Annotated in this window: 23 protein-coding genes; 8 read left to right on the top strand and 15 right to left on the bottom strand. The window is 51.9% G+C overall.

Annotated elements, in window-relative coordinates:
- The first annotated feature begins 76 nt into the window (after window positions 1–76).
- Window positions 77–403: a hypothetical protein gene (locus PPL9_RS21675; protein WP_057464673.1), complete on the top strand. Its 327-nt coding sequence runs from the start codon at window positions 77–79 to the stop codon at window positions 401–403.
- A gap of 187 nt (window positions 404–590) precedes the next feature.
- On the opposite strand, the gene PPL9_RS21670 is transcribed toward PPL9_RS21675, so the two are convergent.
- The 9 genes from PPL9_RS21670 to htpX all read right to left on the bottom strand — a co-directional run bounded on the left by PPL9_RS21670 (window position 591) and on the right by htpX (window position 12,234).
- A complete protein-coding gene (locus PPL9_RS21670) occupies window positions 591–1,169 on the bottom strand; it encodes a hypothetical protein (RefSeq protein WP_208989533.1) in 579 nt (192 codons plus the stop codon).
- A 991-nt stretch (window positions 1,170–2,160) separates the two neighbouring features.
- Window positions 2,161–2,613, bottom strand: coding sequence for a GNAT family N-acetyltransferase (locus tag PPL9_RS21665; RefSeq protein WP_057464672.1), 453 nt, complete (start codon window positions 2,611–2,613; stop codon window positions 2,161–2,163).
- Between the two features lie 12 nt (window positions 2,614–2,625).
- Window positions 2,626–3,369 (bottom strand): carbonic anhydrase, encoded by a 744-nt coding sequence (locus tag PPL9_RS21660; RefSeq protein ID WP_244273436.1) that lies wholly within the window; start codon window positions 3,367–3,369, stop codon window positions 2,626–2,628.
- A gap of 113 nt (window positions 3,370–3,482) precedes the next feature.
- A complete protein-coding gene (locus tag PPL9_RS21655) occupies window positions 3,483–3,950 on the bottom strand; it encodes a GNAT family N-acetyltransferase (RefSeq protein WP_208986367.1) in 468 nt (155 codons plus the stop codon).
- Between the two features lie 96 nt (window positions 3,951–4,046).
- Window positions 4,047–5,576 (bottom strand): glycosyltransferase family 39 protein, encoded by a 1,530-nt coding sequence (locus PPL9_RS21650; protein ID WP_057464721.1) that lies wholly within the window; start codon window positions 5,574–5,576, stop codon window positions 4,047–4,049.
- A gap of 168 nt (window positions 5,577–5,744) precedes the next feature.
- Window positions 5,745–7,361 (bottom strand): bifunctional phosphoribosylaminoimidazolecarboxamide formyltransferase/IMP cyclohydrolase, encoded by a 1,617-nt coding sequence (purH, locus tag PPL9_RS21645; protein ID WP_057464670.1) that lies wholly within the window; start codon window positions 7,359–7,361, stop codon window positions 5,745–5,747.
- Window positions 7,362–7,524: 163 nt separating this feature from the next.
- Window positions 7,525–9,183, bottom strand: coding sequence for a heparinase II/III family protein (locus PPL9_RS21640; protein ID WP_057464669.1), 1,659 nt, complete (start codon window positions 9,181–9,183; stop codon window positions 7,525–7,527).
- A 273-nt stretch (window positions 9,184–9,456) separates the two neighbouring features.
- Complete coding sequence (gene rsmB / locus PPL9_RS21630; protein WP_082597029.1) at window positions 9,457–10,905, bottom strand: 16S rRNA (cytosine(967)-C(5))-methyltransferase RsmB; 1,449 nt, start codon at window positions 10,903–10,905, stop codon at window positions 9,457–9,459.
- Between the two features lie 303 nt (window positions 10,906–11,208).
- Window positions 11,209–12,234, bottom strand: a complete 1,026-nt coding sequence (gene htpX, locus PPL9_RS21625; RefSeq protein WP_057464667.1) for a zinc metalloprotease HtpX — start codon at window positions 12,232–12,234, stop codon at window positions 11,209–11,211.
- A 212-nt stretch (window positions 12,235–12,446) separates the two neighbouring features.
- Between htpX and PPL9_RS21620 the strand changes: the two genes are divergently transcribed.
- Window positions 12,447–12,710, top strand: coding sequence for a DUF1674 domain-containing protein (locus PPL9_RS21620; protein WP_057464666.1), 264 nt, complete (start codon window positions 12,447–12,449; stop codon window positions 12,708–12,710).
- 59 nt (window positions 12,711–12,769) lie between these two features.
- Here the strand turns inward: PPL9_RS21620 and PPL9_RS21615 are convergent, their stop codons facing one another.
- On the bottom strand, window positions 12,770–13,774 hold the full coding sequence (locus PPL9_RS21615; RefSeq protein WP_057464665.1) for a CorA family divalent cation transporter: 1,005 nt from the start codon (window positions 13,772–13,774) through the stop codon (window positions 12,770–12,772).
- Between the two features lie 202 nt (window positions 13,775–13,976).
- Between PPL9_RS21615 and PPL9_RS21610 the strand changes: the two genes are divergently transcribed.
- The 4 genes from PPL9_RS21610 (at window position 13,977) to PPL9_RS21595 (ending at window position 20,141) form a co-directional block, all read left to right on the top strand.
- Window positions 13,977–15,173 carry an aminotransferase class I/II-fold pyridoxal phosphate-dependent enzyme gene (locus PPL9_RS21610; RefSeq protein ID WP_057464664.1) on the top strand — a complete coding sequence of 399 codons (1,197 nt, stop codon included), beginning with the start codon at window positions 13,977–13,979 and terminating at the stop codon, window positions 15,171–15,173.
- Window positions 15,174–15,177: 4 nt separating this feature from the next.
- Entirely contained in the window at window positions 15,178–18,075 is a 2,898-nt protein-coding gene (locus PPL9_RS21605; RefSeq protein ID WP_057464663.1) for a DNA translocase FtsK, read from the top strand.
- A gap of 254 nt (window positions 18,076–18,329) precedes the next feature.
- Window positions 18,330–19,019 (top strand): outer-membrane lipoprotein carrier protein LolA, encoded by a 690-nt coding sequence (locus PPL9_RS21600; protein WP_057464662.1) that lies wholly within the window; start codon window positions 18,330–18,332, stop codon window positions 19,017–19,019.
- A gap of 72 nt (window positions 19,020–19,091) precedes the next feature.
- The gene (locus PPL9_RS21595) at window positions 19,092–20,141 is read left to right on the top strand and encodes a cyanophycin synthetase (RefSeq protein WP_057464661.1); all 1,050 of its coding nucleotides are present in this window, start codon (window positions 19,092–19,094) and stop codon (window positions 20,139–20,141) included.
- 64 nt (window positions 20,142–20,205) lie between these two features.
- Here PPL9_RS21595 and PPL9_RS21590 read toward each other — a convergent pair whose 3' ends face one another.
- A complete protein-coding gene (locus tag PPL9_RS21590) occupies window positions 20,206–20,412 on the bottom strand; it encodes a DUF1737 domain-containing protein (RefSeq protein WP_057464660.1) in 207 nt (68 codons plus the stop codon).
- A 91-nt stretch (window positions 20,413–20,503) separates the two neighbouring features.
- Window positions 20,504–21,406, bottom strand: a complete 903-nt coding sequence (locus tag PPL9_RS21585; protein ID WP_057464659.1) for a CoA ester lyase — start codon at window positions 21,404–21,406, stop codon at window positions 20,504–20,506.
- Window positions 21,407–21,674: 268 nt separating this feature from the next.
- On the opposite strand from PPL9_RS21585, the gene PPL9_RS21580 reads away from it, so the two are divergent.
- Entirely contained in the window at window positions 21,675–22,136 is a 462-nt protein-coding gene (locus tag PPL9_RS21580) for a GNAT family N-acetyltransferase (protein WP_057464658.1), read from the top strand.
- 14 nt (window positions 22,137–22,150) lie between these two features.
- On the opposite strand, the gene PPL9_RS21575 is transcribed toward PPL9_RS21580, so the two are convergent.
- On the bottom strand, window positions 22,151–23,194 hold the full coding sequence (locus PPL9_RS21575; protein WP_057464657.1) for a DUF2125 domain-containing protein: 1,044 nt from the start codon (window positions 23,192–23,194) through the stop codon (window positions 22,151–22,153).
- A gap of 37 nt (window positions 23,195–23,231) precedes the next feature.
- Here PPL9_RS21575 and PPL9_RS31510 point away from each other — a divergent pair, with 37 nt between their 5' ends.
- Complete coding sequence (locus PPL9_RS31510) at window positions 23,232–23,813, top strand: gamma-glutamylcyclotransferase (RefSeq protein ID WP_348271980.1); 582 nt, start codon at window positions 23,232–23,234, stop codon at window positions 23,811–23,813.
- A 13-nt stretch (window positions 23,814–23,826) separates the two neighbouring features.
- On the opposite strand, the gene PPL9_RS21565 is transcribed toward PPL9_RS31510, so the two are convergent.
- Together PPL9_RS21565 and PPL9_RS21560 are read right to left on the bottom strand one after the other, a co-directional pair.
- Window positions 23,827–24,198 (bottom strand): hypothetical protein, encoded by a 372-nt coding sequence (locus tag PPL9_RS21565; protein ID WP_208980588.1) that lies wholly within the window; start codon window positions 24,196–24,198, stop codon window positions 23,827–23,829.
- A gap of 158 nt (window positions 24,199–24,356) precedes the next feature.
- On the bottom strand, window positions 24,357–25,064 hold the full coding sequence (locus PPL9_RS21560) for a lysophospholipid acyltransferase family protein (RefSeq protein ID WP_208989532.1): 708 nt from the start codon (window positions 25,062–25,064) through the stop codon (window positions 24,357–24,359).
- Window positions 25,065–25,196 lie beyond the last annotated feature (132 nt).

The following is a 25,196-nucleotide window of genomic DNA, read 5'->3' as shown; positions in this document are numbered from 1 at the left end:
TCCCGCTCGCCAGTGGGCCCTAGAAAGTCTTGCTGTCGCGCGGTTGTTCAACCCTGTAAAGACAAAGGGATTGAGAATGACCGACTCCGCATGTGCCTGTGGCACCACAAATACGTTCCAAAATGAAATAGACGAAGTCCTCGTCGTCGTCTCTGACCTGCAAAATCTCAGCTATATGCAGCACTTATTGCTGACTGAGAGACTGCAGCACAGCAGCGAACGCGATGCTTTGTTCACTTTGCACCATGCCTTCCACGACCGACTGGGAGCACTCCAAAAACGCTGCGGAACTTTATCTAATGCGTATCCTAATCCGAAAACCACTAGTGCTTTTCGGGAATACGCAGGAGAGCGGGTCGCTCATCCGCAGCCGATAAACACCAAAATTCCGCTTCCTGAGTAAGCTCACCCAGCGCTCCACAAAGCAAGGGAACCTGCCCACGTGGAGCAAAGGTAGGCGCACTGTGTAAGAGCATTTGGCAACACTGCCATCCGCTCCGGTGCCGGAAGCGAGAACGCACCTACACCCCGCATCCTCGCGGAAAGCACCCTGCTGGCCTGCGGAGCCACCACCCTCCGCAGGCCAGCGCTTATTTACCAGCGCAAATGCCGGCTTTTGTCAGGGTCAGTTGCCATGCAGCAGCGGCATCAAACGGCGTGACCAGCCCGTCATCGTCCTTGTTCGTAAACGCGCCCATACCATGCGCAATCATGTATTTAGGGTAATAATCCGGCGCATCCTGCCCCTGCAGAAAGTCACAGGCCTCAGCAATGCCATCCTTGCTGTAATTTTCCAGCGCTGCACCAAACGCAGTGCGTTGCGCTTCGTTCATCCTTTGAAAAGTCACCATCCGCAGCACAGAAAGCGCCTGATACGCGCTCTTATCCTTCACCCGCTGCATATCAAAGGTGCCACGCGCAAACGCCATCACATAAAGATCAACGGCAGAGCCATACTGCTCCTTCTCAATGCAATCAAAAATCGACGCATAAAGGTCAGCCGGAGTGTAACTCGTCTTGGCGTCCTCCCGCGCAATACAGCCCACATTATGGGTCACCTGCAGGTTTCCCTCGGTCTGATGATTGGTGATTTTGCCTTGCGCCTGCGCACCACCGGCAAACAACATTGCCCCACCCAAAAGACTGAGAGCCAGATACGAAACTTTCAACGAAAACACCTCTCTAATCGCCCGGAAAGCACCCTTCCCGGCACCTCACCACTACACTCTGCAGGTCCCACTCATACACCCGTCACCCCACCCCTCACTTGACCTTCGCCAAACACACACCCGGTTATCCGCCTAATCAACGCCCAACAGCGTCTTCCACCAAACACCCGCTCACGTTATGCAGCCACTTCCCGTGGGTCCCGGCTCGGTGGCCAGGATGACACCGGGAGGCCACCGCTCAACATCACCTAAGCAGCGCTTTAAAATCCCCACAAAAGCCCTTTGTGGTTCCCTCATCCGCAACCTCCCCTTGTGTCATCCCGGGCGCAGCAAAGCGAAGACCCGGGACCCATAACCATAACCCTCTCGGCTCTATTCTCTCATGCTCTCCCACACTCAAAAGCCATCGCTGCCTCACAAACACCCGCACACATTATGCAGCCACTGCCCCTGAGGATCGGGATGACATCGGAGAGGCCTGCAAAAAACTTATCCCCTTTGGCCAAAGATGCCGCCATACTAACTCCCATGCCTACGTAACGGGCTGCTGGCGGACCGTCCGTCAGTTTGTCGTAGGCTGGGTGGGGCTTTTGAGAGAAGTAACGTATCTTTCAAAGGTCCGGTGGAACCGATTTTCAAACGTGACCGCATGGTTTGAGAGGAAGGGCCCAAGTCTGAAGGGCATCACGCGGTGACACGAACCAGTCAGAGTGGTTGCGTGTCAGGGATGAAGGAACTGTTTTAGTAAGGAAACTTGCTGGAATAAGCCATCGTCCTTCCAGGAAACTGGCTATCGTGCCTTTCAGGATAAGAGGCGATGTTGTCCATACCAAAATGCCCGGGCAAGGCGACAGCCAATGCCGAAGACTCATAACCAATAAAATGCGCAGGCACTGCCTGCTCGCCTTGCCCTCCCCATTTTGGGAGTTTCACGTGAAAACACCGCCGGACATTTCCAGCGGTGCTAAAGCTGTTTGCAAAACAGGAAGGCTCACGCCGCCGCCTTCTCCTTGAACATGTGAAGCCGATCCGTATCTTCCCACTGCAATCTATAGCCAAGCTGCTCAATGAACACCTTCGCAGGGTGGGTCTTGATCGGGTTGAACGTCCACTGGCTAAAGCCCTTGCGCTGAATATCTTCCTCCGTGCGCTCAAGCAGATACTTCGCCAAACCATAGCGGCGAAAATCCGGATGCACATACACGTTGAAGATATGGGCACTGTCATTCAGAAGCCCCCAATAGCAATAGCCTTTGATGTCATCTGCCATTTCAGCGGCAAAGGTGCGCAGCAAAGCCTCTTCCATCCGCTTGCGATGCACAGCCTCACACGTCTTCCACCGCTCAAAGTTCTGCGGTTCCAGCTCCGCCATATAATGCGCTTCAAGCTCCAGCAAAGCCGGAAGGTCCTTCGCTTCAGACACCCTGATTATGGGAACAACCATCTGCGATCCCTCTTATGTCACCATTGTAACTTTGCCCGTATCAAGGTCATACACCCCACCAACCACCTTCAACGTCCCCGCCTTGAAGTGCTTGTCCAAAATAGGCGATGCCTGCTGCAAAGCCGTCACGCCCCACTGCACATTGGCTTTGATGGCATTGACGAGAACATCTCCCTTCTCACCCTGCGCCTGCTGCACAGGAGGCCGAAGGAGCTCAACAAGCGTTTGAATATGACCGGGAAATTGGTTGCCACTCTGAACAGAAGAAATCGCCGCCTTCACAGCACCGCACTTCTCGTGACCCAGCACCATGATGAGCTGCGTACCCAGCACATCAACACAAAACTCGAGGCTCGCCAGCCCTTCCGGCGTCACAACATTACCGGCGACACGCACGACAAAGAGATCCCCACGCCCCGTATCAAACGCCAGCTCCGGCGCCACACGGGAATCCGCACAGCCAAGGATCGCCGCAAACGGGTTCTGCCCAGCAGCCAGTGCTGCACGGGTACTCTGGAAATCAGCAGGAGTGACATCCCCCTCAACATAGCGCTTGTTACCATCCATCAAACGCTTAAGAGCAGCCTCACCACCAATCTCGTTTTTAGGAATAGGCGGCTCCTGCGCACTGGCAGACGAAACAGCACCAACACCACCCGTTGCCAAAGCGGCACCAAACACACCAGCCGTTTTCAAAAACTTGCGGCGCGCTGGTGATCCAACCAAACCCGCTTTGTCATTGCACATCCAACACATAGGCTTCTCCTGGCCAAACAACAAAAGTTGCAGCCAGCCTAAGAGCCCATTCTGGACATTCTGTTGTTGAATTGAATGAAACAGCCCTAAACGAAAAGAACTCGCAATCGCACCTAAATTTCTCTTTCCAGCCGCGGACCAATTTCTCTGAATTCGTTATTAAGATAAAAACTCAGCGTCGTTTTCCAGGCTGGCTGATGCGGCGCTCCCACTTCCAGGTAAGGCCAGTCCATCTCCTGCCCCTTCAACACCGCCTGCTGCAGTAGTATCTTGCCAACTCCGGCACACCGGCCAGACGGCACAACGTAAAACTCGACAATTTCACCAAACCTGCCACCAGCATAAATGGCCTTCTTTTCCGACAGTGTAATGAGCCCGAGAAGCTCCCCCTGAGACCGCGCCAGATAAGCCCAATAGCGAGAGCCATCATCAGACAGAATATCCTCAGCCGTCATTTTGAACTGCCCAACATCAAGCTCATCTTCCGGCCAAAGTTCGCTTTCCATCGCAAAGACGAGCTCACCCAAGCGATGCGCATCCGCTTCTCTGGCAGGTTCCACTGTAATCTCATCGAATATCACGGACCCATCTCCCTGATCTCAAGTCGCAATGACCAGCCTACCAATTTTCAGAGCATCCACCCATTCTCAAAACTGGGAGAATTTAGCCGTATAACTCTAATGCTGTGAGGCAGCCTGATTATTCCCCTCAACAATGATGAAGCTATACTCGAACGGATATTCCGACCAATGATAGTAAGGCGCAGCTTCCTTATGGATTTCACTGTTAGGGATCGGCTTGCCTTTAAGCTTCTGATAAAGGGCAGACATGTTCTCAGGGACAGCCTTGGAGTGCCCCTTCCAAAGGATCGCAACCGGATAGGCGTAATTGATATCGATTCCGGAATACTCTGGAATGGTTACTGCCCAACCCGGTTTCAGGTCGCCAATGTTACCCGCAATGCTGTGAGACGTAGTCAGAACACTTCGCACACCATACTGCGCCAGCGTATCAACAATTGCCTGAGAAGGAAGCGAATGCGCACTTGGCTTTTTAAAACTGCCAAAAGCAAAGTTGAAGGGAATGAGCACAACGATCAGCACTGCCAGCACACTAGCTGTTCCAAGAATGATCTTGGCCTGACGTATTGAGACCTCAGCAAACAGCCACAGCGAAGCAACCAGCGGAGCAAGAAACAGGATTGGCTGAAGCCATCGATCTTTCACATTGGTCGCGCCACTTGCAACAACAGACACAGCAGCAATAACCAGCCCAAAGATAACGACAAGCGTGAGAAGTTTGCGAATGGTCTCATTCACATATTGGTCGTGCTGCTCAGCATCCTTCCAATAAAAGCTCGTCGCCCATGCGCAAAAGAACAGGACCACAGCCACAATGACAAACTGCAAAGCTGCATTTACCAGAGAGATAAACCCGGTCAGAAAATGCCGTTCAACCTTTTCGATTCCGAACTTATGGACACGTGCATAGATGAGGTCCTGGTTCTCAAACATCCAGAAAGCAGGAGGAAGCAAAAGCACGACGGCAACAGCAGCAGAACCAAGAATGTATTTTGAACGTAGGAACTTGCGCCCGTCCTCAATGCAAAAGCCAGCTACGATCAAAGCGACAAGCAAAAACATATAGTTGTATTTGGAAAGTGCACCTGCTGCGATCACAACACCAAACACAACAGCACGCCACCAGCTTGGTTTTTCGATGCAAGTCAGGAAGAGATAAACCGTCCATGCAGAACACGCGAACATCAAAACTGAATGGCTCAACGCCCGCTGCGATTCCCAGGAGATCTGCGGCAGAAAGATAAGTGAGGCCGTCCCGATAGCTGCCAACGTCGGATCAGAGGCCTTCCGCGCTGTGAGCCAAACACCCAGATAGCCGAGAAACAACAAGGTGTTTTTAAGAAGAGCCGTTGCAAAGAGCCCTTCTCCAAACACCCAGAAGAAAGCGATTGTCAGCCAAGTATAAAGTGGCGGCTGCGGGCCATATCCAAGCTGAAAACTCTGAGCCGCAATAATCTGCTCCGCTTCATCCAGGCCCAATACGGGAGACGCAAAATAACGAATAATGGTCTGGACGATGAAGTATCCAGCAAGAAGCCAGACAAAGTGTTTCGCGATGAACGTAGCCCAGTTATCCGAGACTATGACGCGTTGAAGTTTGGGAAGGAAACTTTGATCTTGCAGCATCTGTACCATGCGCAGTTATCGACGCTTTTGCGCCTTGTTTTCGTTCCCTCCATCATACCAATTACAACTAAGCATTGGCTTTCAGCTTTAATTAAAACCCGCGGCCAATAAAAAAGCCTTCGCAAGCATAACCTGCGAAGGCCCAGAATTTATAAAGGATGCTGCCCTTTAGTGACGGAAGTGGCGCATTCCAGTAACGACCATTGCCAAGCCAGCTTCATCAGCAGCTTTGATCACTTCATCATCACGCATGGAACCACCAGGCTGAATAACAGCAGTGGCACCAGCCTCAGCAGCGGAAAGCAAACCATCAGCGAACGGGAAGAACGCATCAGACGCAACCACACAACCTTTGGTCAACGGCTCAGCAAGGCCAGCAGCCTCAGCGGCATCTTCAGCTTTGCGTGCTGCAATGCGAGCACTGTCAACGCGGCTCATCTGCCCTGCTCCAATGCCAACAGTTGCGCCGTCTTTGACGTAGACAATCGCATTGGATTTCACATGCTTGCCAACACGGAAGGCCATTTTCAGATCTGCCAGTTCCTGATCAGACGGAGCACGCTTTGTCACCACCTTCAGATCCAGATCATCAACAACACCGCTGTCGCGATCCTGAACCAGCAAGCCACCAGAAACAGTCTTCACAAACAGACCCTTGGCACGTGGATCAGAAAGACCATTCGTCAGGAGCAAGCGCAGGTTCTTTTTCTTAGCAACCAGCTCAATCGCTTCTTCTGTCGCATCAGGAGCAATAATCACCTCAGTGAAGATCTTGGTGATCTCAGCAGCAGCATCCGCATCCAGAGTCCCGTTGAGCGCAACAATGCCGCCAAACGCAGAAACCGGATCACACGCCAGCGCTTTCTCGTAGGCTTCCTTCAGCGTAGGCGCTTCAGCAACACCACATGGGTTCGCATGCTTGATGATAGCAACTGCTGCCGTACGAGCCGGATCAAACTCGGAAACAAGCTCAAACGCTGCATCCGTATCATTGATGTTGTTGTAAGAGAGCTGCTTACCCTGCACCTGACGAGCCGTCGCCACACCTGGGCGCTTCTCACCGGTTACATAAAAGCCTGCTGCCTGATGCGGGTTCTCACCATAGCGCATCACTTCATTCAGCGTACCACCAATCGCACGATAATCCGGAGCCGCCTCATCAATCTGCTCTGCCATCCAGTTGGAAACAGCAGCATCATAAGCAGCGGTACGAGCAAAAGCCTTCTGCGCCAGCTTCTTACGGAGAGCAATTGGAGACTGACCGTTATGCGTATCCAGCGCCACAACCACAGCAGCATAATCAGCTGGGTCAACAACAGTGGTTACATAGGCATGGTTTTTGGCAGCAGCGCGTGTCATCGCCGGACCGCCAATATCGATATTCTCGACACCGTTTGCGTAGTCAGCACCAGATGCAACCGTATCTTCAAATGGATAAAGGTTCACACAAAGCAGGTCGATACCAGTGATGCCATGCTCATCCATCGCAGCAACATGCTCAGCATCATCACGAATGCTCAGCAATCCGCCATGTACCATAGGATGCAGCGTCTTAACACGGCCATCCATGATTTCAGGAAAACCAGTAACCTCGGAAATATCTTTAACTGGGAGGCCAGCCTCAGCAATCGTTTTGCGAGTTCCGCCTGTTGAGATCAGCTCAACTCCACGTTCGGAAAGCGCTTTCGCAAACTCAACAAGACCGGTTTTATCGGAGACAGAAAGAAGCGCACGCTTAACCGATACGAGTTCAGGTATCGGAACGCCTTTGGAGACAACGGCCATGGGTAAAAGCCTACTCTCTTAGAGAAAATGGAAGGGTTTTGACGCCCGCCAAATAACACTTATTCACAGCTGTGGGAACCCATTTTATGGGGATTGAGAGCGGTTTGACGGGTAACCTTTAGGAGCAGTTTACATCCCCTAAAGGGCAAGAGCACAAATGACGTTAGGTCTTCCGCCGCGCCTTGGCAGAGGCTGTCTTTCTTAGCATCCAGGTCACACTCAGCGCTTCTTTTACACCAACACTAAGAACAATCTGCTGCGTTTGACGGTGACCGAAAACGTCTGACAGGTAGATTGATTCCTCAACAGAGAACTCAATCCCATCAGCAGAAAACTCCCAGGCTTCACCATCCGCACACTGCAAAACAGCAGCATCACCCAATGGCAACATGGTGCAGCTTACCTGTGGGTGTAGGTGGAAGCGGATCGTGACTGTCTCTTCCTCTGTCTTGTCAGACGTTGGCTTGAACCGGTCAATTCCATCCAGAACTGTTCCATCACGCGACAGCGTCAGATCACGTTCATGAACAATGCCATAACGCTCGACATAACCATCATGGCTCGCAATCACACGGTCAGAAAGGTCCGTGTCCTGTCGCTCCGCTTCAACATCTTTGGGACCGGATAACACCGGATTACCCAACACCTTATCAAAACGAGAGGACGTCAGAAAACGGCAAGAAGACGTATCACCAATCCCGGCTGTTGAATGTGCAGCGGTGGAACGAGCCACCATCTTCCAGGCAACTTGCTCTCGTGTAGAGACGCCACAGTTCACCACAATGCGATTGCGCTTTGAGGAGAACTCAAAGGAGAGACAACCGGCATGCGTACTGCTGGAGAAACGCGTTGGCGGCGGCGCTCCCACATCAATCATCACAAGGCTATCACCACCAGTGAGACGCTGATAGCCGGAATGCGGTGCACTAACAGGCGGTGTTCCACGTGCATCATCATAAGCAAGGATGGTCGCAACCACATCACCCGGCGTAGAAGCCATGCCATTGAAGTGAGCAAAGGATCCATCACCATGACGGAAGAAACGGATCATCGGCATCATGCGGTCAATGGATTCCATCATGACTGGAGACACCGTTTGCCCCTGCATCACGAGCGCCTGACGGATTGGAAGCAGATCAACAAGGATCTCAATAATCGCACCGGGATGCCGGGAGATATGACCACCATCCGGCAGGATTTGACGCTTCAACTCCTGATCAAGACGCTTCAGAGCTTGTTTGACGTGACGCCCCTGCCCATCCATAGAAACCGTTGCACAAGCATTCGCCATGGCAACTGTCAGACGCGGCAAGCCATCCGGCGCTTTGTTCATAGTCCGGCGTAGATAGCGCACCTGCCGGTACAGCGACCGCATGAAGGCACGATAGAAATCCGCTTCACATCCGGTCAGCAATAACGGAGATTGAGCCATCCAGCTCAACACACGGCGCGCAACAACTTCCTGCTTCCAACCGCTATCATGCCAGCGACCACAGGACCTGATCCAGTCCTCAACCAAGGCACGGGCATTTTGCTGTGCCATGTTGGTCTCAGCAGCACGTAAATGGCGAAGCCAGGAAAACCCATGCAGCGCTTTTGACCATTGGAGATTTGGCGGCTCAACATCAAACGGAGATTGCCCGCCCACCTCAACCAGGTGCCCGGCAAACAGGAACCGGCCAGCATAAATGTCAGCGGCGTTTGTAGCATCTGCAGTGCGCAAATCCTGAGGAGCGATAAGCAGACGCGATGGCGCACTTCCAAACGAGAACAAGCGGAACATAGATCCCCCTCGCGCCCAGTTCAGACTGTTTTGAGCCATGTTTTGTGTCAAAAGACTAAGGATTCTAAGTCTTTCAGACACCGTTGCGCCCGTCATACCCCTTCAGCACTCCATTAGAGCGTATCCCCGAAAAGCAGTTTCGGTTTCAGATAAGGATACGCACAAAAACAAAGATTTAGAGCGTGAGCAAGAAAGCGATTTGCAACAACACGCTCTAAACAAACTTAACAAATGGTTTGCGCCCAAGCTCTTTAAATCTCGTTAACCATGCCCACTTTGCGCAAATCCTTGGTGACATTCCACCAGCTCTTTTTAAGAGAGACGCAAACGAGCCGCGAAAAAGCCATCCAGACCACCAGATGTTTTACCTGAGGATGGGTTCTGACCTGGCATCGCACGGAAGTCGCCTTGAGAATTAATCGCCTCAGCAACGCCGCCCAGCTCATCAGCTGTTACAGGCACACGCTGCACCTCAGGATGCTCCAGCAACAAGCGCTGAACTTGCAGTTCACCCTCTTCCTGTTCCAGCGAACAGGTGCAATAGACAAGAGTTCCGCCCGGCTTCAACCAACCCAGTGCTTTTTCAAGCAACTCGTACTGTAGGTCAGCAAGCTTGAGCACATCATCTTCACGCTTCAGCCATGCCACATCTGGGTGACGGCGAATGGTACCGGTTGCAGAACAAGGTGCATCCAGAAGAATCGCGTCAAAAAGATCAACCGGTACAAATTCACGAAGATCAGAAACTTCAGTCTCAGCTTCCAAACCAACACGCTTTAGATTCTGTGTCAGACGCTGCAAACGACGGGCTGAGATATCGACAGCTGTCACATCAGCATCTGCGGCTGCAAGCTGCATGGTCTTACCACCGGGGGCGGCACACAAATCAGCAACCACTTTGCCTTTGATATCACCCAGCAAACGAGCCGGAACTGCAGCTGCAGCATCCTGAACCCACCATTTGCCATCTTCAAAGCCTTCCAGCTTTTCAATCGGCCCATCTGGCTGCAAGCGTACGGAGTAACCCAGCTGAACTTCACCACCCAGCTTTTCTGCCCAATCATCACGGTCTGCTGGCACGCTCAGGTCCAGATACGGCTCCTGCATATGCGCAGAGGACATCGCACGCGCAGCTTCTTCGCCATAAACTTCGCACCAGCGTGCAAACATCCAATCAGGAGCATTCAGCTTCGCAGTATCTTGTTCAGCAATTATCGCTGCACCTTCACGTGTTGCACGGCGTAGAACAGCATTGACGAGGTTTTTATACGGCTTGGCACGTGCATCACGGCCAGCGAGCGTCACAGCAAGGGAAACCGCTGCGTGATCCGGCACGGACATAAAGAACAACTGCGCCATGGCAACATGAAGAATGTCCAGAACGCGACCGGTTTTCTCAGGAATAGGACGGTCAAGAAAGCGATCAACCACATCCTGAATCTGACCACGGCGACGCAGCGCAGTGCCAATAATTGCACGAACAAGCGCTCGATCATTCGGCTCAAGGCGCTTATAACCTGGATGACCATTGTTCAGATCAAGCTCACCATCCAGTGGCATGCGCTTGCTCAAAACTTTACCAATCAGATCGGTGGCAACCTTACGAGTAGCATAGCCGGGATCTTTAAAGGTGCCCTCTACGCTCTCCGTTTCAGAAGCTCTGTCATTGTCTCTTGGAGTCTTCTGTGCTCCAGAACGCTTTCTCCCCTTGAACTTGGAGTTTCTGTCCTGAGAGGATGTATTCTTACGCTCTGCGCTCATCGTTGATCCATGTATTCCAGAATGTGTCGCCAGACCTTCGGCGCCATCTATTCTTTTAAAGATGCATTCTTGTGTGAAGAGCCTCACTCAGAGGCCAACCGGTTTCATCAGGTTCCACTAGAGTTTCGGCGGATTACTGCCAGTTGTAACCAAAGGAGAACTGTCAAATCCTGCTCGGCTAACCACAGAACCTTTAATATTGCAAAGACAATTTGGGAAGCGCGAATAGTTATTCAGGTAAACACGGTACAATCAACAAAGCAAATGCGAGAGACGGTTCGCATTCGCAGATTTCCCTTGCTTTTAGCCCCATGGCCCTTTGGGCTTCCGCGGTTCATCACGACTAGGCTGGTCATTCCCACCGCGCTGGCCTGATTGGCGGGATGCTCCCCATGGGCCACTTGGGCGACGTGTTTCACGCTGCGGCTGAGCTTGTGACGTCTCGCGTACATTAAAATGACCACCACCAGAACTACGCGTTTCAGTAAAGCCAGCTTCAGAAGCCATCTGACGAAGCGCCGCAATCCGGTTATCTGTGTTCGGATGTGTCGAGAACAGGTTGTCCATATTCTGACCGGAAAGCGGATTGATGATGAACATATGCGCCGTTGCAGGGTTATGTTCTGCATCTTCATTCACAACCCGTGCCGCGCCACCAGCAATCTTATGCAAAGCGGAAGCAAGCCAAAGCGGGTTACCACAAATCTGCGCACCCATACGGTCAGCCGCATATTCACGTGTTCTGGAAATCGCCATCTGAACCAAAGCCGCCGCCATTGGTGCAAGGATCATCATCAAAATCGACCCAATCAGACCAAGCGGATTGTTGCGGTTTCCTCCAAAGAAAAGCGCAAAGTTCGCCAGCATGGAGATCGCACCAGCGATCGTCGCAGTGATTGTCATGATCAGCGTGTCACGGTTTTTCACGTGCGCCAATTCATGCGCCATCACGCCTGCAACTTCTTCTTTGGAAAGAGAGTTCAGAAGACCAGTCGTTGCTGCAACTGCCGCATTCTCAGGGTTTCGGCCAGTCGAAAACGCATTGGGCTGCGGGTTGTTGATCACATAAACCTTTGGCATCGGGAGCTCAGCACGCGCCGCCATGGTACGAACCATGCCATAAAGTTCCGGGGCCTGACGTTCATCCACTTCCTGCGCATGGTGCATGGACAGAACCATGCGATCCGAGTTCCAATAGGAGAAGATGTTCATGCCGCCGGCGATCAATAGAGCAATCAGCATGCCGGTTTGGCCGCCAAGCATGAAGCCAATGCCCATAAACAAAGCGGTCATCGCCGCAAGCAGCATACCGGTCCGTACATAGTTCATGGTTTCAATGCTCCAATCTGTTCTTTTAGTTCGCCAATTCTACCGGTCATCCACCAATGAACGCAGTGCCCATTGCAAAATACAGGCTCTCGCGCCTATATCTAAGCCTACGCGATCATTGTGAAACTACCACTACCAGCTTAAGTGGTAGCTCCAAATGGCAAACGCAAGCTTACAACAGCGATAAGCAGCATCAGCCAACGGGGATTGAAATGGAAAAAGACAACAAATCAGCCGTCGAAAACTTTAAAACACAAGAAGTCGATACGACGGAGCAGATTGAAGAAGCGCCAAAAAAACGCCGGTTTGAAGACCTGCCCCCAGCTGCCCAACGTGCTTTAAAAGAAGCTGAAGAGCGCCGCACAGAGATCGACGCAGCCCAGAAAGAAATGCCGAAAGAGCTCAATGGCCGCGGTGGATTGGATCCTGCCCGCTACAGCGATTGGGAAGTCAAAGGCATTACCAGCGATTTCTAAAACCCGTTCCCAAATGGTGGTTCCGGCTTTCTGATAGGACTAAGCACGGAGCCAGCCTTCTAAAAAATCCTAAACCATCGGACGATTGCAAACAGTCCCACGCCGAAAATGATCAGAAGTCCGCTGACAATACTAAACGCAACCGGGTCATGACTTCCTGGGATGCCACCGACATTGATGCCCAGCAGTCCAGTCACAAAACTAAGCGGCAGAAATACCACGGCAATGGCCGCCATCATCAGCATGTAGCGGTTGGTGTTCTCTGACCGTTTAAACATGATCTGGTCGTGAACTATTTCTGCGCGTTCACGGATAGCATCCATCTCCTCGGCAATTCGAAGGGCTCGGTCACCCGCCTCACGAACGCGACGTTTGTTGATCCGATTGACCCACTCAAACTTCTCAATCTCAAAATTCCTCAAGATGTCCAAATGCGCCAGCATGCTGCGCCTGACAATGGTTGCTAACCGACGAACCTGCGCAAGTTCGCTTTCCCAAGGGTGGTCTCCTGTCTCCAGCACCACATCCTCAAGATGATCGATCCTGTCCTGCAGTACCTCAACCATTTCTTCAGCACGTTCCGCAATCGCCAGCACCAACCGAGCCCAGAATTCTGCCGTGCTTTCTGGTGGAACACGGGTCTTGAATCCCTCAAGCAAACTTTGAAAAACATCCAGCGGATCGTGCCAGATGCAGATCATCCGCTTAGCATCCACCCAGATCTGGGCACATTCCATGTCGCCGCTTTCTTGTTTGGGCAACTCATTGAAAACATTGATGGCAATAAACGCCCCTCTTGTGCGCACATGGCAATGCGGACGCACCTCTCGGGCTAAAAGATCATCAATATCGCTGTGTTCCAGCCCAACTTCTTCAAGAAACTCGCGGTTCTGAGCGGCAACCCGCTGCAAATAAGCCCAATAAAATTCGTCGGGCTCCAGCTCATAGTCACGCAACTGTTCTAACGTGAGTCTGCGCGTGCCTTTTGACTTGGAAAAAACAATGACAAATGAGGAATCCAAATGAATATGGCTCGCCTCAATGTTTTCTGTGGTTTGTGCCATTTCGACAAATCTCGGCCCAAGTTCGATCCTAACTCAGCACACACATCAAAACCCACACTTCTAAAAAATCAGATGACAAACCCCAGAAGAAACACCTATTCAGCTTAGCGCACAGTAAATTGGTTAACAGCCAATTTACCAAAAAACACTAGAGTTTTGGTGCTCCGAGCATTTGTTGTAAATCATTCCTGCGAGAATTCTTGTGTCCACGAAAGAAATTGAGAAAAAATCTAGCGGAGGAAACCCGTTTCAGCGGCTGAATCAGCAGCTCGCTGGAATCGAACCGGGTCTTGATCCAATTGTCATGACAATCGGTGAACCGCGTCATGAACCTCCAAGCTACGTCATTGAAGTACTTGAAGAAAATCAGAGCGGCTTCCGCAAGTACCCAGCAATTCGTGGCACTGATGAATTCCGTGCAACTGTTGGCAAATGGGTCAAAAACCGTTTTCAACTCTCTGATGCCTTCGATCCAGACAAAAGCGTTATTCCGCTCAACGGCTCTCGCGAAGGTCTTGTCTTTGGCTGTGTTTGCGCACGCGATTATCTGAAGAAAGACGGCAAGCCGGCTGTTATTTTGCCGAACCCGTTTTACCAATCCTACGGTGCTGGCGCTCATATTGCGGGTGCTGACGAAATTCTTTTGCCAGAACCAGCAGACGGAGTTTTGCCAAATCTGGATGCCATCGATCCAGCTTTGCTCGACCGCACCGTCGCGTTCTATTTTGCGTCCCCCGCCAACCCACAAGGCACCGTTGCGCCTATGGAATATTGGCAAAAGCTCATCAAGCTGGCACGCAAACACGACTTTCTGCTCTTCGCTGATGAGTGCTATTCTGAGATCTATCGCGACACGCCTCCAACAGGCATTTTGGAAGCCGCAGAAGCTCTTGATGGCACGCTGAAAAATGTCGTGACATTCAACTCTCTGTCCAAGCGCTCCAACCTCCCCGGCGCACGCTGTGGCTTTGCTGCCGGAGATCCAGAGTTCATCCAATTCTTCGCAGATTTCCGCAACGTTGCAGCACCACAGGTCCCAATGCCTGTGCAAGCACTCGCCGTACGCGCGTTCGGTGACGAAGGACACGTGATCGAAAACCGCCGCCTCTACAATGAAAAGTATGACGCCGCTGAGGAAATGTTGTCTCCTCTGTTTGGCTCAGTACGCAAAGAAGGTGGTTTCTTCCTCTGGCTGGATGTATCCCGCTGGGGTTCAGGAACACAGATCGCTGAAAAGCTCTGGCGCGAAGTGGGCGTGAAGTCCCTCCCAGGAGCTTACATCGCCTCGGATATGCCGGACGGTTCCAACCCCGGTGATAAATACATCCGCCTCGCCCTCGTTGAATCTTTGGAAGTCAGCAAGGAAGCTTTCCGAAGAATTTTGGACTCTCTGGAGTAATTGAATGCGTCAGGCTGCTGCAATGCAACGACCAAAAGCAAGCTCTGTTTCACTGGCTGATACAGAGAGCCCGATCAAGCGCTTTATCAAAAGCAATATAATCGTCATTGGTGGCGCGGTGATCCTCGTCATCGGTCTCTGTGTGGCGGCAGCCCTCGCAACATGGTCAACGGACGACCCAAGCTTGAATCACGCAACCAATGCGGAGATTCACAATGCACTGGGTCAGACTGGAGCCATTGTTGCAGACGTTCTGATGCAGACAATCGGGCTGGCAACAGCTGTCTTTCTGGTGCCCATCTTCATCTGGGGTTGGCGCCTGTCTCTCAAATACACATCCGGTGTCACCCGCAAACGCTTTCTGACCTGGCTTGTCGGAACCGTGCTGTTTGCAGGTGGTCTGGCGGCCATTCCAATTCCGTCAAGCTGGCCACTGCCAACAGGACTTGGCGGTTTCCTTGGCGACTGGATCTTCTCAGTTCCAACCGCAATCCTGCCAGAGCTCTCAACCGGCATGAGAACCCTGACCGGTGCTGTCGGCCTTGGTCTGCCTTCAATTGTGCTATTAGCTTACGCAGCTGGTCTCATCGGCAAAGACCCAACCCCGGCAGAGTTCAACGAAGATGAAGCTGTTGAAGATGAATACACTCCTCACGAAGCGTTGCCGTTCACGGAAGATTCTGAGGAAGACTATGACGGCGAAAACAATCGCTATTATGCAATCATTGGCGCGCTAAGCCACTGGAAGCTCATGGCAACCAGCGCGATCCAGCGCACGGTCTTCAAGCGCAAGCTGGTCACTGAGCAAAACTGGCAGGAAGACGATTATGCAGCAGCTCCGCATGATCCAAACCAACCTCAGCAACCTGAATACTACGAAGAAGAACAGCAAGACCAACAGGCAGATCAGCAGTGGGATGAGCACGAAGCTGATGAAGATGAGCCCGCTGAAAAAGGCGGACTGGTTTCCCGTTTAAGACGCAAAGTAGCGGCCAAGCTTATGCCTGTCGAAGACGATGGCCTCAGCGATTACTATCAGCAGGAAGATCAGGCTGAGCGGTCAGATGTGCAGTTTGACCCACAACACGACAACACCCAACATTACGCCGCACAAAACGAACACTATCCTGAAGAACAGTGGGAGCCCGTTCCTGCAGGTGAACCTGTTTATGATGAACAGGGATATGTGCTCGGACCAGATGAATACCATGAGGGCGAAGACCTTCATCTCGGCCCTCAGCCAGATGCACCGATCGGCATTGCAAGTCCTGATGAGCAAGAACCACCAATGCAGGCGGCGCCTCAACAACAGCCACCACCCCCTGCTCCGGGACGCTCTGTACCGCGCCCGTTTGCTCAGGAAAAAAGATCTACCGCAATTATCAAGCAACCACCGTTTGAGTTGCCAAGCATTGAGCTTCTCGCTGAGCCTCAAGCCGACGGCAAACAACGCCTAAGCAAAGATGCGCTTGAGCAAAACGCCCGTATTCTGGAAGGTGTGCTGGGTGACTTTGGCGTCCGCGGCGAAATCATCGCAGTTCGTCCGGGACCTGTTGTAACCCTTTACGAACTGGAGCCGGCACCGGGCATCAAATCTTCCCGCGTCATCGGTCTGGCAGACGACATCGCCCGCTCCATGAGCGCAATCTCTGCACGTGTGGCCGTTATTCCGGGTAAAAACGCCATCGGTATCGAACTGCCGAACGCCAAGCGCGAAACCGTATACCTTCGTGAACTTCTGGATTCTGAGGACTTTGACGCATCCAAAGCAAAGCTGGCTATGGCACTTGGCAAAACCATTAATGGTGAAGCCGTCATCGCCGACCTTGCCCGCATGCCGCACTTGCTCGTGGCTGGTACCACGGGCTCTGGTAAGTCCGTTTCCGTAAACACCATGATCCTCTCCTTGCTCTACAGGCTCACCCCTGAGCAGTGTAAGATGATCATGATCGATCCAAAGATGCTGGAACTGTCCATTTATGACGGCATCCCACACCTTCTCACCCCTGTTGTGACCGATCCAAACAAAGCTGTTGTGGCTTTGAAATGGACCGTTCGTGAGATGGAAGATCGCTACAAGAAAATGTCCAAGATGGGCGTGCGCAATATCGACGGGTACAACACCCGCATTGAGCAAGCCATGAAGAAGGGCGAAAGCTTCACCCGAACCGTTCAGACCGGCTTTGACAAAAACACTGGCGAGCCAATCTTCGAAGAAGAAGAACTGCCAATGGAGAAAATGCCGTACATCGTCGTGGTCGTCGATGAGATGGCTGATCTCATGATGGTGGCCGGTAAGGACATCGAAGGCGCAATCCAGCGTCTGGCACAGATGGCCCGTGCAGCTGGTATCCACTTGATCATGGCAACCCAGCGCCCATCCGTGGACGTCATCACCGGCACCATTAAGGCCAACTTCCCAACCCGTATCTCGTTCCAGGTGACGTCTAAGATCGACAGTCGCACAATCCTTGGCGAAATGGGCGCAGAACAGCTGCTTGGTATGGGTGACATGCTTTACATGGCTGCTGGCGGTAGAACCCAACGTGTTCACGGCCCATTCGTCGCTGATGATGAGGTGGAAGACATCGTTTCACACCTCAAAGAGCAAGGAACACCAACTTATCTCTCTGACGTGACTGAAGACGCTGAGTCTGAAGGCGGTTACGACGCTCTGACCCAAGGCTCCGGCAACGCAACCAACGACCTGTTCGATCAGGCCGTTGCAATCGTCGCCAGAGACCGCAAAGCATCAACCTCCTACATTCAGCGCCGCCTCTCAATCGGCTACAACCGTGCAGCTTCTCTCATTGAGCGCATGGAGCAGGAAGGCATGATCAGCCCAGCGAACCATGCCGGTAAGCGCGAGATCCTGCTTCCAGAAAACGGCGAACAGTTCTGATACCTCTCTTACAGCAGTCTGCCTATAGCCAATCACGGGGAGACTGCTGTAAAACACTCCCGAAAAGTTGATCAGTCTTTTCGGAGATCTCTAGGCGAATTTATGGAATTTGAGGCATATGCCCCATCTTCGCCTTATGGTAACGATAGCCTTTCAGAATGAGGGTTCACAAATAACCGCAAGCTGGATTTAGAGAAGAGTTAATCAACTCGCCTTACGGTTGTTCTACGAGTTTTGACAGCGGAGTTATATTTATGATTGCATCTCAGGCGATCTCTTTTGGTAGGATTGGCAAAAGCCTCGCAATTGCGGCAGCGCTTTTTATTGGTTCTGTCCCACTGACAGCGGAACACTCCGCCGCTCAAACAGCCCAGCAGGCACAGCCAGTCGCGCTGACCAACGTGCAAGCCATTGACGCCGTTAGCAAGTATTTCAACTCTGTTCGCAACATGCACGGCAAGTTCGTGCAGTTTGGCCCAACCGGCGGGCGTGTAGAAGGCCAGTTCTTCATCAGCCGCCCGGGCAAAGTCCGCTTCTACTACAACAAGCCTTCTACACTCGACATCATTGCTGACGGCAGCATGGTTTCAGTGAAGGACCGTAAGTTGCAGACACAGGACATCTGGCCTCTTTCCCAAACACCGCTGCGCTTCCTGCTGGCTGATAAAATCGACCTTAAGACAGACGCCAATGTAACCAACGTGGTTGTTGAGCCTGACCTCATCACAATCGCTATAGATGATAAAACCCGTTTCACATCTGGCCGCCTGACGCTGATTTTCGACGCAAGAAACTACAAGCTCAAACAATGGACTGTACGCGACGCACAGGGTTATGACACGTCTGTTGCGATCTATGACGTGACTGAGAACGGCGCGACTAACCCGGATCTGTTCAAGATTGATTACATCGCGAATTCCCGTCAGCGACGCGGCAACAACTAGAGCCTTAAGCAAAATTCTGATGTATGAAGAGGAGTGCTTCGGCGCTCCTTTTTTATTAGCTTGAGAACTTGAATGCAGTTTATCCCTGTTGCGCCTGACCTGCCGAACCTCCCTCTTGCCCCACGCTTGCTTGCAGAGCTGTGTCAGGAGAAAGGCATCAAACTCGCTCTCGACAGCGAGTTCTTCTATTTCGGCTATATCGAAACAGGCGGCGGCAAACGTTTTCCCATCAAGGGCGGAGCCTTCGCACTGAATAGCTATGCAGCTGGAGAAGCTGCACGGGACAAGGATTTCTGCGGTCGCCTGCTACAGGACGCTGGCCTGCCAACCCCAAACTTCAAGCTCATACATTCAGACAAAGCCATCAGGCAACTCAGCACCGCCAACCCGCATGTCGCCAAAAGCCTGAACACGCTCACAGATGCAGACGAGATCGCTCAGTCACTGGGTTATCCGGTTTTCATAAAACCCAATGAGGGCACCCAAGGCGTTGGCGTTCAGAAGATTTCTGATGAGGCGGAACTCAACACCCATCTCACAAACGCTTTGCGATCCAACGACCGCATGCTGATACAGGAAGCTGTCTCAGGCCGTGACTACCGCGTGATTGTACTTGATGGAACCATTCTGGCCATCATCGAACGGCGCCCTCTCTCCATCATCGGAGATGGCACCAGCACCATTGCAGAACTATTGGCTGCAAAAATCAAAACCCTCACCACCCGCAGCGGCGGCTATAAGGTTGAAAACGACGACCCGCGCATCCTCAAAGCCATTCAGGAAGCTGGCTACAATCTGGCAACCACTCTCCATAACGGAGAATTCCTGCAGCTTCTCTCCAACGCCAACCTCTCAACCGGTGGAGAAGCGGTCGACGTCACTGATCTAGCTTCGCAAGGCTTCAAAGATCTGGCCGTGGAAGCAGCGCGCATATGCGGCTTGCGCTATGCAGGCGTCGATATCCTTTGCGATGACCTCAGCAAAGACCACACACCTGCAAATGTCTTGGAACTAAATGCAGGCCCCGGCCTCACCAACTTCTGGCAGGCTTCCCCAAACCATCATCATCGCATTCGAGCGGTCTATCGGGGTGTTTTAGAGGCCATGCTGGAAAGCGCCTAACGGCAGCCCAAAAGCAAAATGGCGGGAAATTCCCGCCACTTCCAACATCAATCAAAAACGTGTCTTACCAAGCGCCAAGCTTGGTCTCTGGCGTGTACTTCTCACCATCAACATGCTTGACCACAGCCTGACCACAAATGGTAAGGCCCTGAGTTGCGTCATAAGTCATGGTTGGAGAGCCCTGCAGTTCCCAACCTTTGTTGAGCGCTTCAGTGACGCGGTGACAAAACTTTGCAGAATCCGGTTCGGTGATGAGGCGGTAAAGGCGCATGTTTATTCCTTTAAATTCTTCTGGTGTGGGCGGGAACCTACCAGCCACACCTATCAGATACCAGAGGTTAAAACGTGCGCAGAGTTCAAATTTACGCGTTCACGTGCCGCTTGATAGCCTCAGCAATCGCAACCGTTTTGCGGCCAATATCTGCATGCAAACGCTCAACCATCTTGCCGTCAACCTGCACGGCGCCTTTGCTCTGGTTTTCTGGCAGCTCAAACTCGGCAATCATCTTCTTCGCCCACTCAACATCCGCCTTACTCGGCGCAAAGGCAGTGTTGCAAGGCCCAAGCTGCTTAGGATGGATCAGCGTCTTTCCATCCAGCCCCATCTCAGCGCCCTGCTTACATTCATCCGCAAAGCCCACAAGGTCAGAGAAGTTGTTGTAAACGCCATCCAGAATATTCCCACCACCAACACGCGCGATCGCCAGGAAGGTCATCAGCCAAGGCATCAAAACAGCACGACCCGGTAAGATTTGTGCACCACTCTCCTTGCTCAGATCATTCGTGCCAATGATGAACACATCCAGACGATTATGCGGGTCCTTAGCAGCCTCAGCAATTTCGGAGGCATTGAGGATCGCACCCGGCGTTTCAAGCATCGCCCAGATGCGAACACTGTCAGCACCCTGCTCTGTCAGATAATCAGCAACGGGCTTGATATCAGCGAGGCTTTCCACCTTCGGCAGAAGCACAGCATCCGGTTTGGCAGCAACAGCCGCTCTCAGGTCTTCCTGGCCCCAGGGGGTCTTCATCCCGTTGATACGAATAACAAGCTCACGATGCCCGTAACCGCCACCAGCGACAGCCTCACACACCTGGGTGCGCGCCATCTCTTTGGCATCAGGCGCAACAGCGTCTTCAAGGTCCAGCAGCAGCACATCTACATCCAGCCCTTTGGCCTTTTCCAGTGCCCGTGCGTTTGAACCTGGCATGTAAAGCGCACTACGACGCGGTCTGATATTATGAACTTGCTCTGAGCTAGACATGACACTTCCTGTTGCGTTGCAAAATCAGGCTGAGTTTAGAGACGTCAATCCGCCTTCACTACTCACCATTCGTGCTATTTGCGAGTTTTGAACCGTCAAACACTAGGTCTTTGGCCGCAATAATAGCATCGATGAAAATCAAGCCAGCCTCAGGAATTAGGCATCCCACAAAATTCCAAGCCCTATGAGACTTTCACACCTTGATTTTAAGGGATGTTTGGGGTCACTCTATAACGCAAAATCAAACGAAGGAACGGGAAGAGGTATAATGGCTGATCTTTCTTTTAGAGCCTTAAAACCCGGTGACGCGCCAGACTTGGCCCCTCTCATTGCAGAGAATGCGCAAGCTCTTAAGCGCGGCGCTCCACGTCGCCCGGACGAAGTCTTTTCCGAGCGCCTGCTCGAAGACAAGTCCATCGAAATCATTGGTGCATTCGAAGGCGAGACACTGGTTGGCTTTGCCGCTTTCTTTGACATTCCAGACCTGATCTCTGGCCTGCGCATTGGCCAGTTGGATGATATCTACGTCGTACAGAACCACCGCCATACCGGCATTGGTCGCACTCTCGTGGAAGAAATCTCCAGGATCGGTAAAGAACGTGACTGGCTTCACGTCCGCTGGCTGGTGCCAAACAAAAACAAGGTCGACAACAGCCTCTTTGAAAATCTGGCAGAACCAGACGACAAAGACAGCTTCATCGTCCCGATTGACCGTCTGGCTCTCGCATAAACCAAAAGCGGCTCTTACGAGCCGCTTTCTTTTATGATCAGCTGAGGCACAGGCCCCAGATCAAAGAACGCGATACGAGCACGCCCATTCTCTATGGTCACTGGGATCTTGAGCGTCGGCACGCCATTTACTGCACTTCCCTGCCCAATACTCATCGCAGTCTTTTGCAGCGATTCAAGCATCTTGGAGCCTTGTGGGAACAATGGTCGCAGCACATCCTCCAGCTGATGAATACCAGTGATCACCAGTGGCAGCGTTCCATTCAAACGCCCCTGACGGTCAATCACCAGATCACCACCCGTGTTGACGGAAAACTCACCGCTTTTCAGCTGCAAGCTGGAGAGGTTGACCTTTAATTCTTCATCAACCATCAAATCAGCAATATTCCGAACTTTGCCGTCCAGAAGCTTCGAGCCCTCCGGCAACTGAATAACAAGGCTGATATCCAGCGGCACATCATCAGACACTTTACCTGCTGTCAGGCCATTGACCTGCACAGCCAGATCAAGCGCGTCCTCATTGCCTTCAACGCGGCGCATATGCGCTTCTGTCCGCTCAGCATTCAGCTCAACAGACTGCTCGCCAATGGTGTAAGTCAGCTTCGGCTCTTTAAAGACCGCGTCAATTTTGGCAGGCTTACTGTTTTCAGCCACCACGCTCGCCTGAGCCGTTTTCCAATGCGCAGAGTATGCAGGCCCCTGCTGGCCAAAGTTTGCCTCAGCAGGACCAGTCGCCTCAAAGATCACATGGGTCGGGTTATAAGCCAGCGCTACACCACGTAACTCATTGATAAAATACCACTCTCCGTTCTTATCCATGCGGAACGGGGTACAGGTCAATTCAAATCGGAACGGATAACCGCCAAGTTGCTGGTCACCACATTCAAGACTTCCGCCGTCTGCTTCAGCAACCTTCACACCGTTGCGAATAACGTCAGAAACAATACCGCGCCCAACTGCCCAATAGGCGGACCACCCGCCAATAATCAAGGCGACAAGGATCGCCAAAACGAAATACGCCGACTTTCTTGGAGGCCGGGATACTTTTGGTTCAGTCATCTACTCTCCGTTACCCTCACACAGTGCTGTGAGTTGCATGCTGATTACGAGCCTGATAGGCGTGTCACTCAAAGAATTCTACGAGAAAATAGTTATGCGAGATTTATGGATATTTGGCTACGGCTCACTAATTTGGCGCCCTGGCTTTACTTTCGAGCAAGCAGTCCCCGCAATCTTGCATGGCGTTCATAGATCTCTCTGCGTGTATTCATGGGTTCATCGCGGGACTCAAGACAACCCTGGACTGGTATTTGGGCTGGATAAAGGCGGTGCTTGCATCGGCATGGCATTCAGGGTCTCACCAGAAAACTGGCAGCACACACTTGGGTATCTCCGCGAGCGTGAACAGCAAACCATGGTGTATCTGGAAACACACCGCCGTGTCCGTTTGCTGGACGAGGAAGGCACCAAAGTTCGTGCAGTCACATTCGTTGCAGACCAGAAACACGAGCAATATGCAGGTGCGTTACCGCTAAAAGACCAATTGCAGATTGTAAAGGGGGCTGTGGGTCAGTCTGGCGCAAATCCGGAGTATGTACTCAACACTCACGCGCATATGAAGGAAATGGGTATTAAAGACCAGAACGTAGAATGGCTGGCACGACAACTCTCGATATAGCTTCAGGTTTCGACTACTCGTCTTCCTGCTTGATATAAGAAAAGATCCCCGTACGCAGATCATTGTGAGCGCGATCCCTCTCCGCGCTGTCTTCTGCCAGAAGATGTACGTATGCACCCTGCGAAGGTTTCAGCGCAGGCATTGGGGTCTTTTCATTCGACATACCCAAAAACCCGAGCCAGACAACGGCTTCGCTCTTCTTGTCTGTGATCAGAACAAGGTTCTCCGCATAGTCAGAAACCTCTTCCGGAGAGATCCGGGTAAAGAGGTAACGATGCCCGGATGCCCCAGACCAGTATTTAAACTGGCTGCCAGCACCTAGCTCCTCTGACACGCGTGGAGACCTGCCACTTGGCAAGCGATCATCAAACAATGAGTACTGCAACGCACTCTCCTGATTTCTCCTGCTATTTCCCATAGTACTTTATAGAACAAACTGCGAACATGTTACAAGTTAAGCCAGAGCATTGTCAAAAAAAGAAGCCGCCTTTAAGGCAAAGGCGACCTTCTTCCTTTGAAACATCTGATTTCCACGCAAAATCTTTATTTTTTCTTATATTCTGCCTGAAGTACACGAGCTTCTTTGATGATAATGTTATCCGGCGTATCTTTTTCTGCTTCATCCAGCAAACGGTCAGAGGCAGTCTCGATCCGTTCCTGCAAAAGCTTGAAGAATTCCTCCGGTGGCAAGCCTGGCTGAATAGGCTCAAGGATCTCTGCTTTGATCGTACCAGGGAAACGGAAGAACCGGCGACGCGGCCAATAAACACCTGAGTTAAGAGCAATCGGAACAATCGGGCAGTTCAGCGTTTTATAAAGGTGCACGATACCATATTTGTATTGTGGCTCAGCACCAGCTGGACGGCGTGTTCCTTCTGGGTAGATGATGATATTGCGATTTTCCGCAATCGCCTCAGCAGCTCTCTTACCCATGGCAGCAAGGGCCTTGCCCTTTTTACCGCGATCAACAGGAATCTGGCGGAACTTCATCAGATACCATCCGAAGAATGGCACCCAGCGCAGCTCCCGCTTCAGGATAAACGTTGGCTGACGATAATACTCAGCAAGCGCAAACGTTTCCCATGCCGACTGGTGCTTGGAAACGATGACACAGCCCGTATCTGGCAGGTTTTCGATGCCTGTGATCTCGGATTTTACACCACCAACCCAACGCAACAAAAACTTCTCTACACGGCCCCAGAATGGCAGCAACCACCAGCAATACCGGACAGGAAGAATGAACAAAAACATGCACGCGATCATAATGATCAGAGTACTGATGTAAAAAAGCACGTTAAAAAGAACGGAACGCAGGACGAGCATAGGACCTTCACAACCATTTCCACCCGACACTATGCCAAGGTGAATTCAGATTTCATCTTA

This window comes from Pseudovibrio sp. POLY-S9, from assembly GCF_001431305.1.
GTDB lineage: Bacteria > Pseudomonadota > Alphaproteobacteria > Rhizobiales > Stappiaceae > Pseudovibrio.
The sequence above is the reverse complement of the archived record's forward strand: the minus strand, read 5'-3'. Positions and strand labels throughout refer to the sequence as shown.

Excerpts from the sequence above, each read along its gene's own strand:
- PPL9_RS21675 (WP_057464673.1), top strand. The coding sequence starts at position 77 with ATGACCGACTCCGCATGTGCCTGTGGCACCACAAATACGTTCCAAAAT.
- PPL9_RS21665 (WP_057464672.1), bottom strand. The coding sequence starts at position 2,613 with ATGGTTGTTCCCATAATCAGGGTGTCTGAAGCGAAGGACCTTCCGGCT.
- PPL9_RS21660 (WP_244273436.1), bottom strand. The coding sequence starts at position 3,369 with ATGTGTTGGATGTGCAATGACAAAGCGGGTTTGGTTGGATCACCAGCG.
- PPL9_RS21650 (WP_057464721.1), bottom strand. The coding sequence starts at position 5,576 with ATGCTGCAAGATCAAAGTTTCCTTCCCAAACTTCAACGCGTCATAGTC.
- purH (WP_057464670.1), bottom strand. The coding sequence starts at position 7,361 with ATGGCCGTTGTCTCCAAAGGCGTTCCGATACCTGAACTCGTATCGGTT.
- PPL9_RS21640 (WP_057464669.1), bottom strand. The coding sequence starts at position 9,183 with ATGGCTCAAAACAGTCTGAACTGGGCGCGAGGGGGATCTATGTTCCGC.
- rsmB (WP_082597029.1), bottom strand. The coding sequence starts at position 10,905 with ATGAGCGCAGAGCGTAAGAATACATCCTCTCAGGACAGAAACTCCAAG.
- htpX (WP_057464667.1), bottom strand. The coding sequence starts at position 12,234 with ATGAACTATGTACGGACCGGTATGCTGCTTGCGGCGATGACCGCTTTG.
- PPL9_RS21620 (WP_057464666.1), top strand. The coding sequence starts at position 12,447 with ATGGAAAAAGACAACAAATCAGCCGTCGAAAACTTTAAAACACAAGAA.
- PPL9_RS21615 (WP_057464665.1), bottom strand. The coding sequence starts at position 13,774 with ATGGCACAAACCACAGAAAACATTGAGGCGAGCCATATTCATTTGGAT.
- PPL9_RS21605 (WP_057464663.1), top strand. The coding sequence starts at position 15,178 with ATGCGTCAGGCTGCTGCAATGCAACGACCAAAAGCAAGCTCTGTTTCA.
- PPL9_RS21600 (WP_057464662.1), top strand. The coding sequence starts at position 18,330 with ATGATTGCATCTCAGGCGATCTCTTTTGGTAGGATTGGCAAAAGCCTC.
- PPL9_RS21595 (WP_057464661.1), top strand. The coding sequence starts at position 19,092 with ATGCAGTTTATCCCTGTTGCGCCTGACCTGCCGAACCTCCCTCTTGCC.
- PPL9_RS21590 (WP_057464660.1), bottom strand. The coding sequence starts at position 20,412 with ATGCGCCTTTACCGCCTCATCACCGAACCGGATTCTGCAAAGTTTTGT.
- PPL9_RS21585 (WP_057464659.1), bottom strand. The coding sequence starts at position 21,406 with ATGTCTAGCTCAGAGCAAGTTCATAATATCAGACCGCGTCGTAGTGCG.
- PPL9_RS21580 (WP_057464658.1), top strand. The coding sequence starts at position 21,675 with ATGGCTGATCTTTCTTTTAGAGCCTTAAAACCCGGTGACGCGCCAGAC.
- PPL9_RS21575 (WP_057464657.1), bottom strand. The coding sequence starts at position 23,194 with ATGACTGAACCAAAAGTATCCCGGCCTCCAAGAAAGTCGGCGTATTTC.
- PPL9_RS31510 (WP_348271980.1), top strand. The coding sequence starts at position 23,232 with ATGCTGATTACGAGCCTGATAGGCGTGTCACTCAAAGAATTCTACGAG.
- PPL9_RS21560 (WP_208989532.1), bottom strand. The coding sequence starts at position 25,064 with ATGTTTTTGTTCATTCTTCCTGTCCGGTATTGCTGGTGGTTGCTGCCA.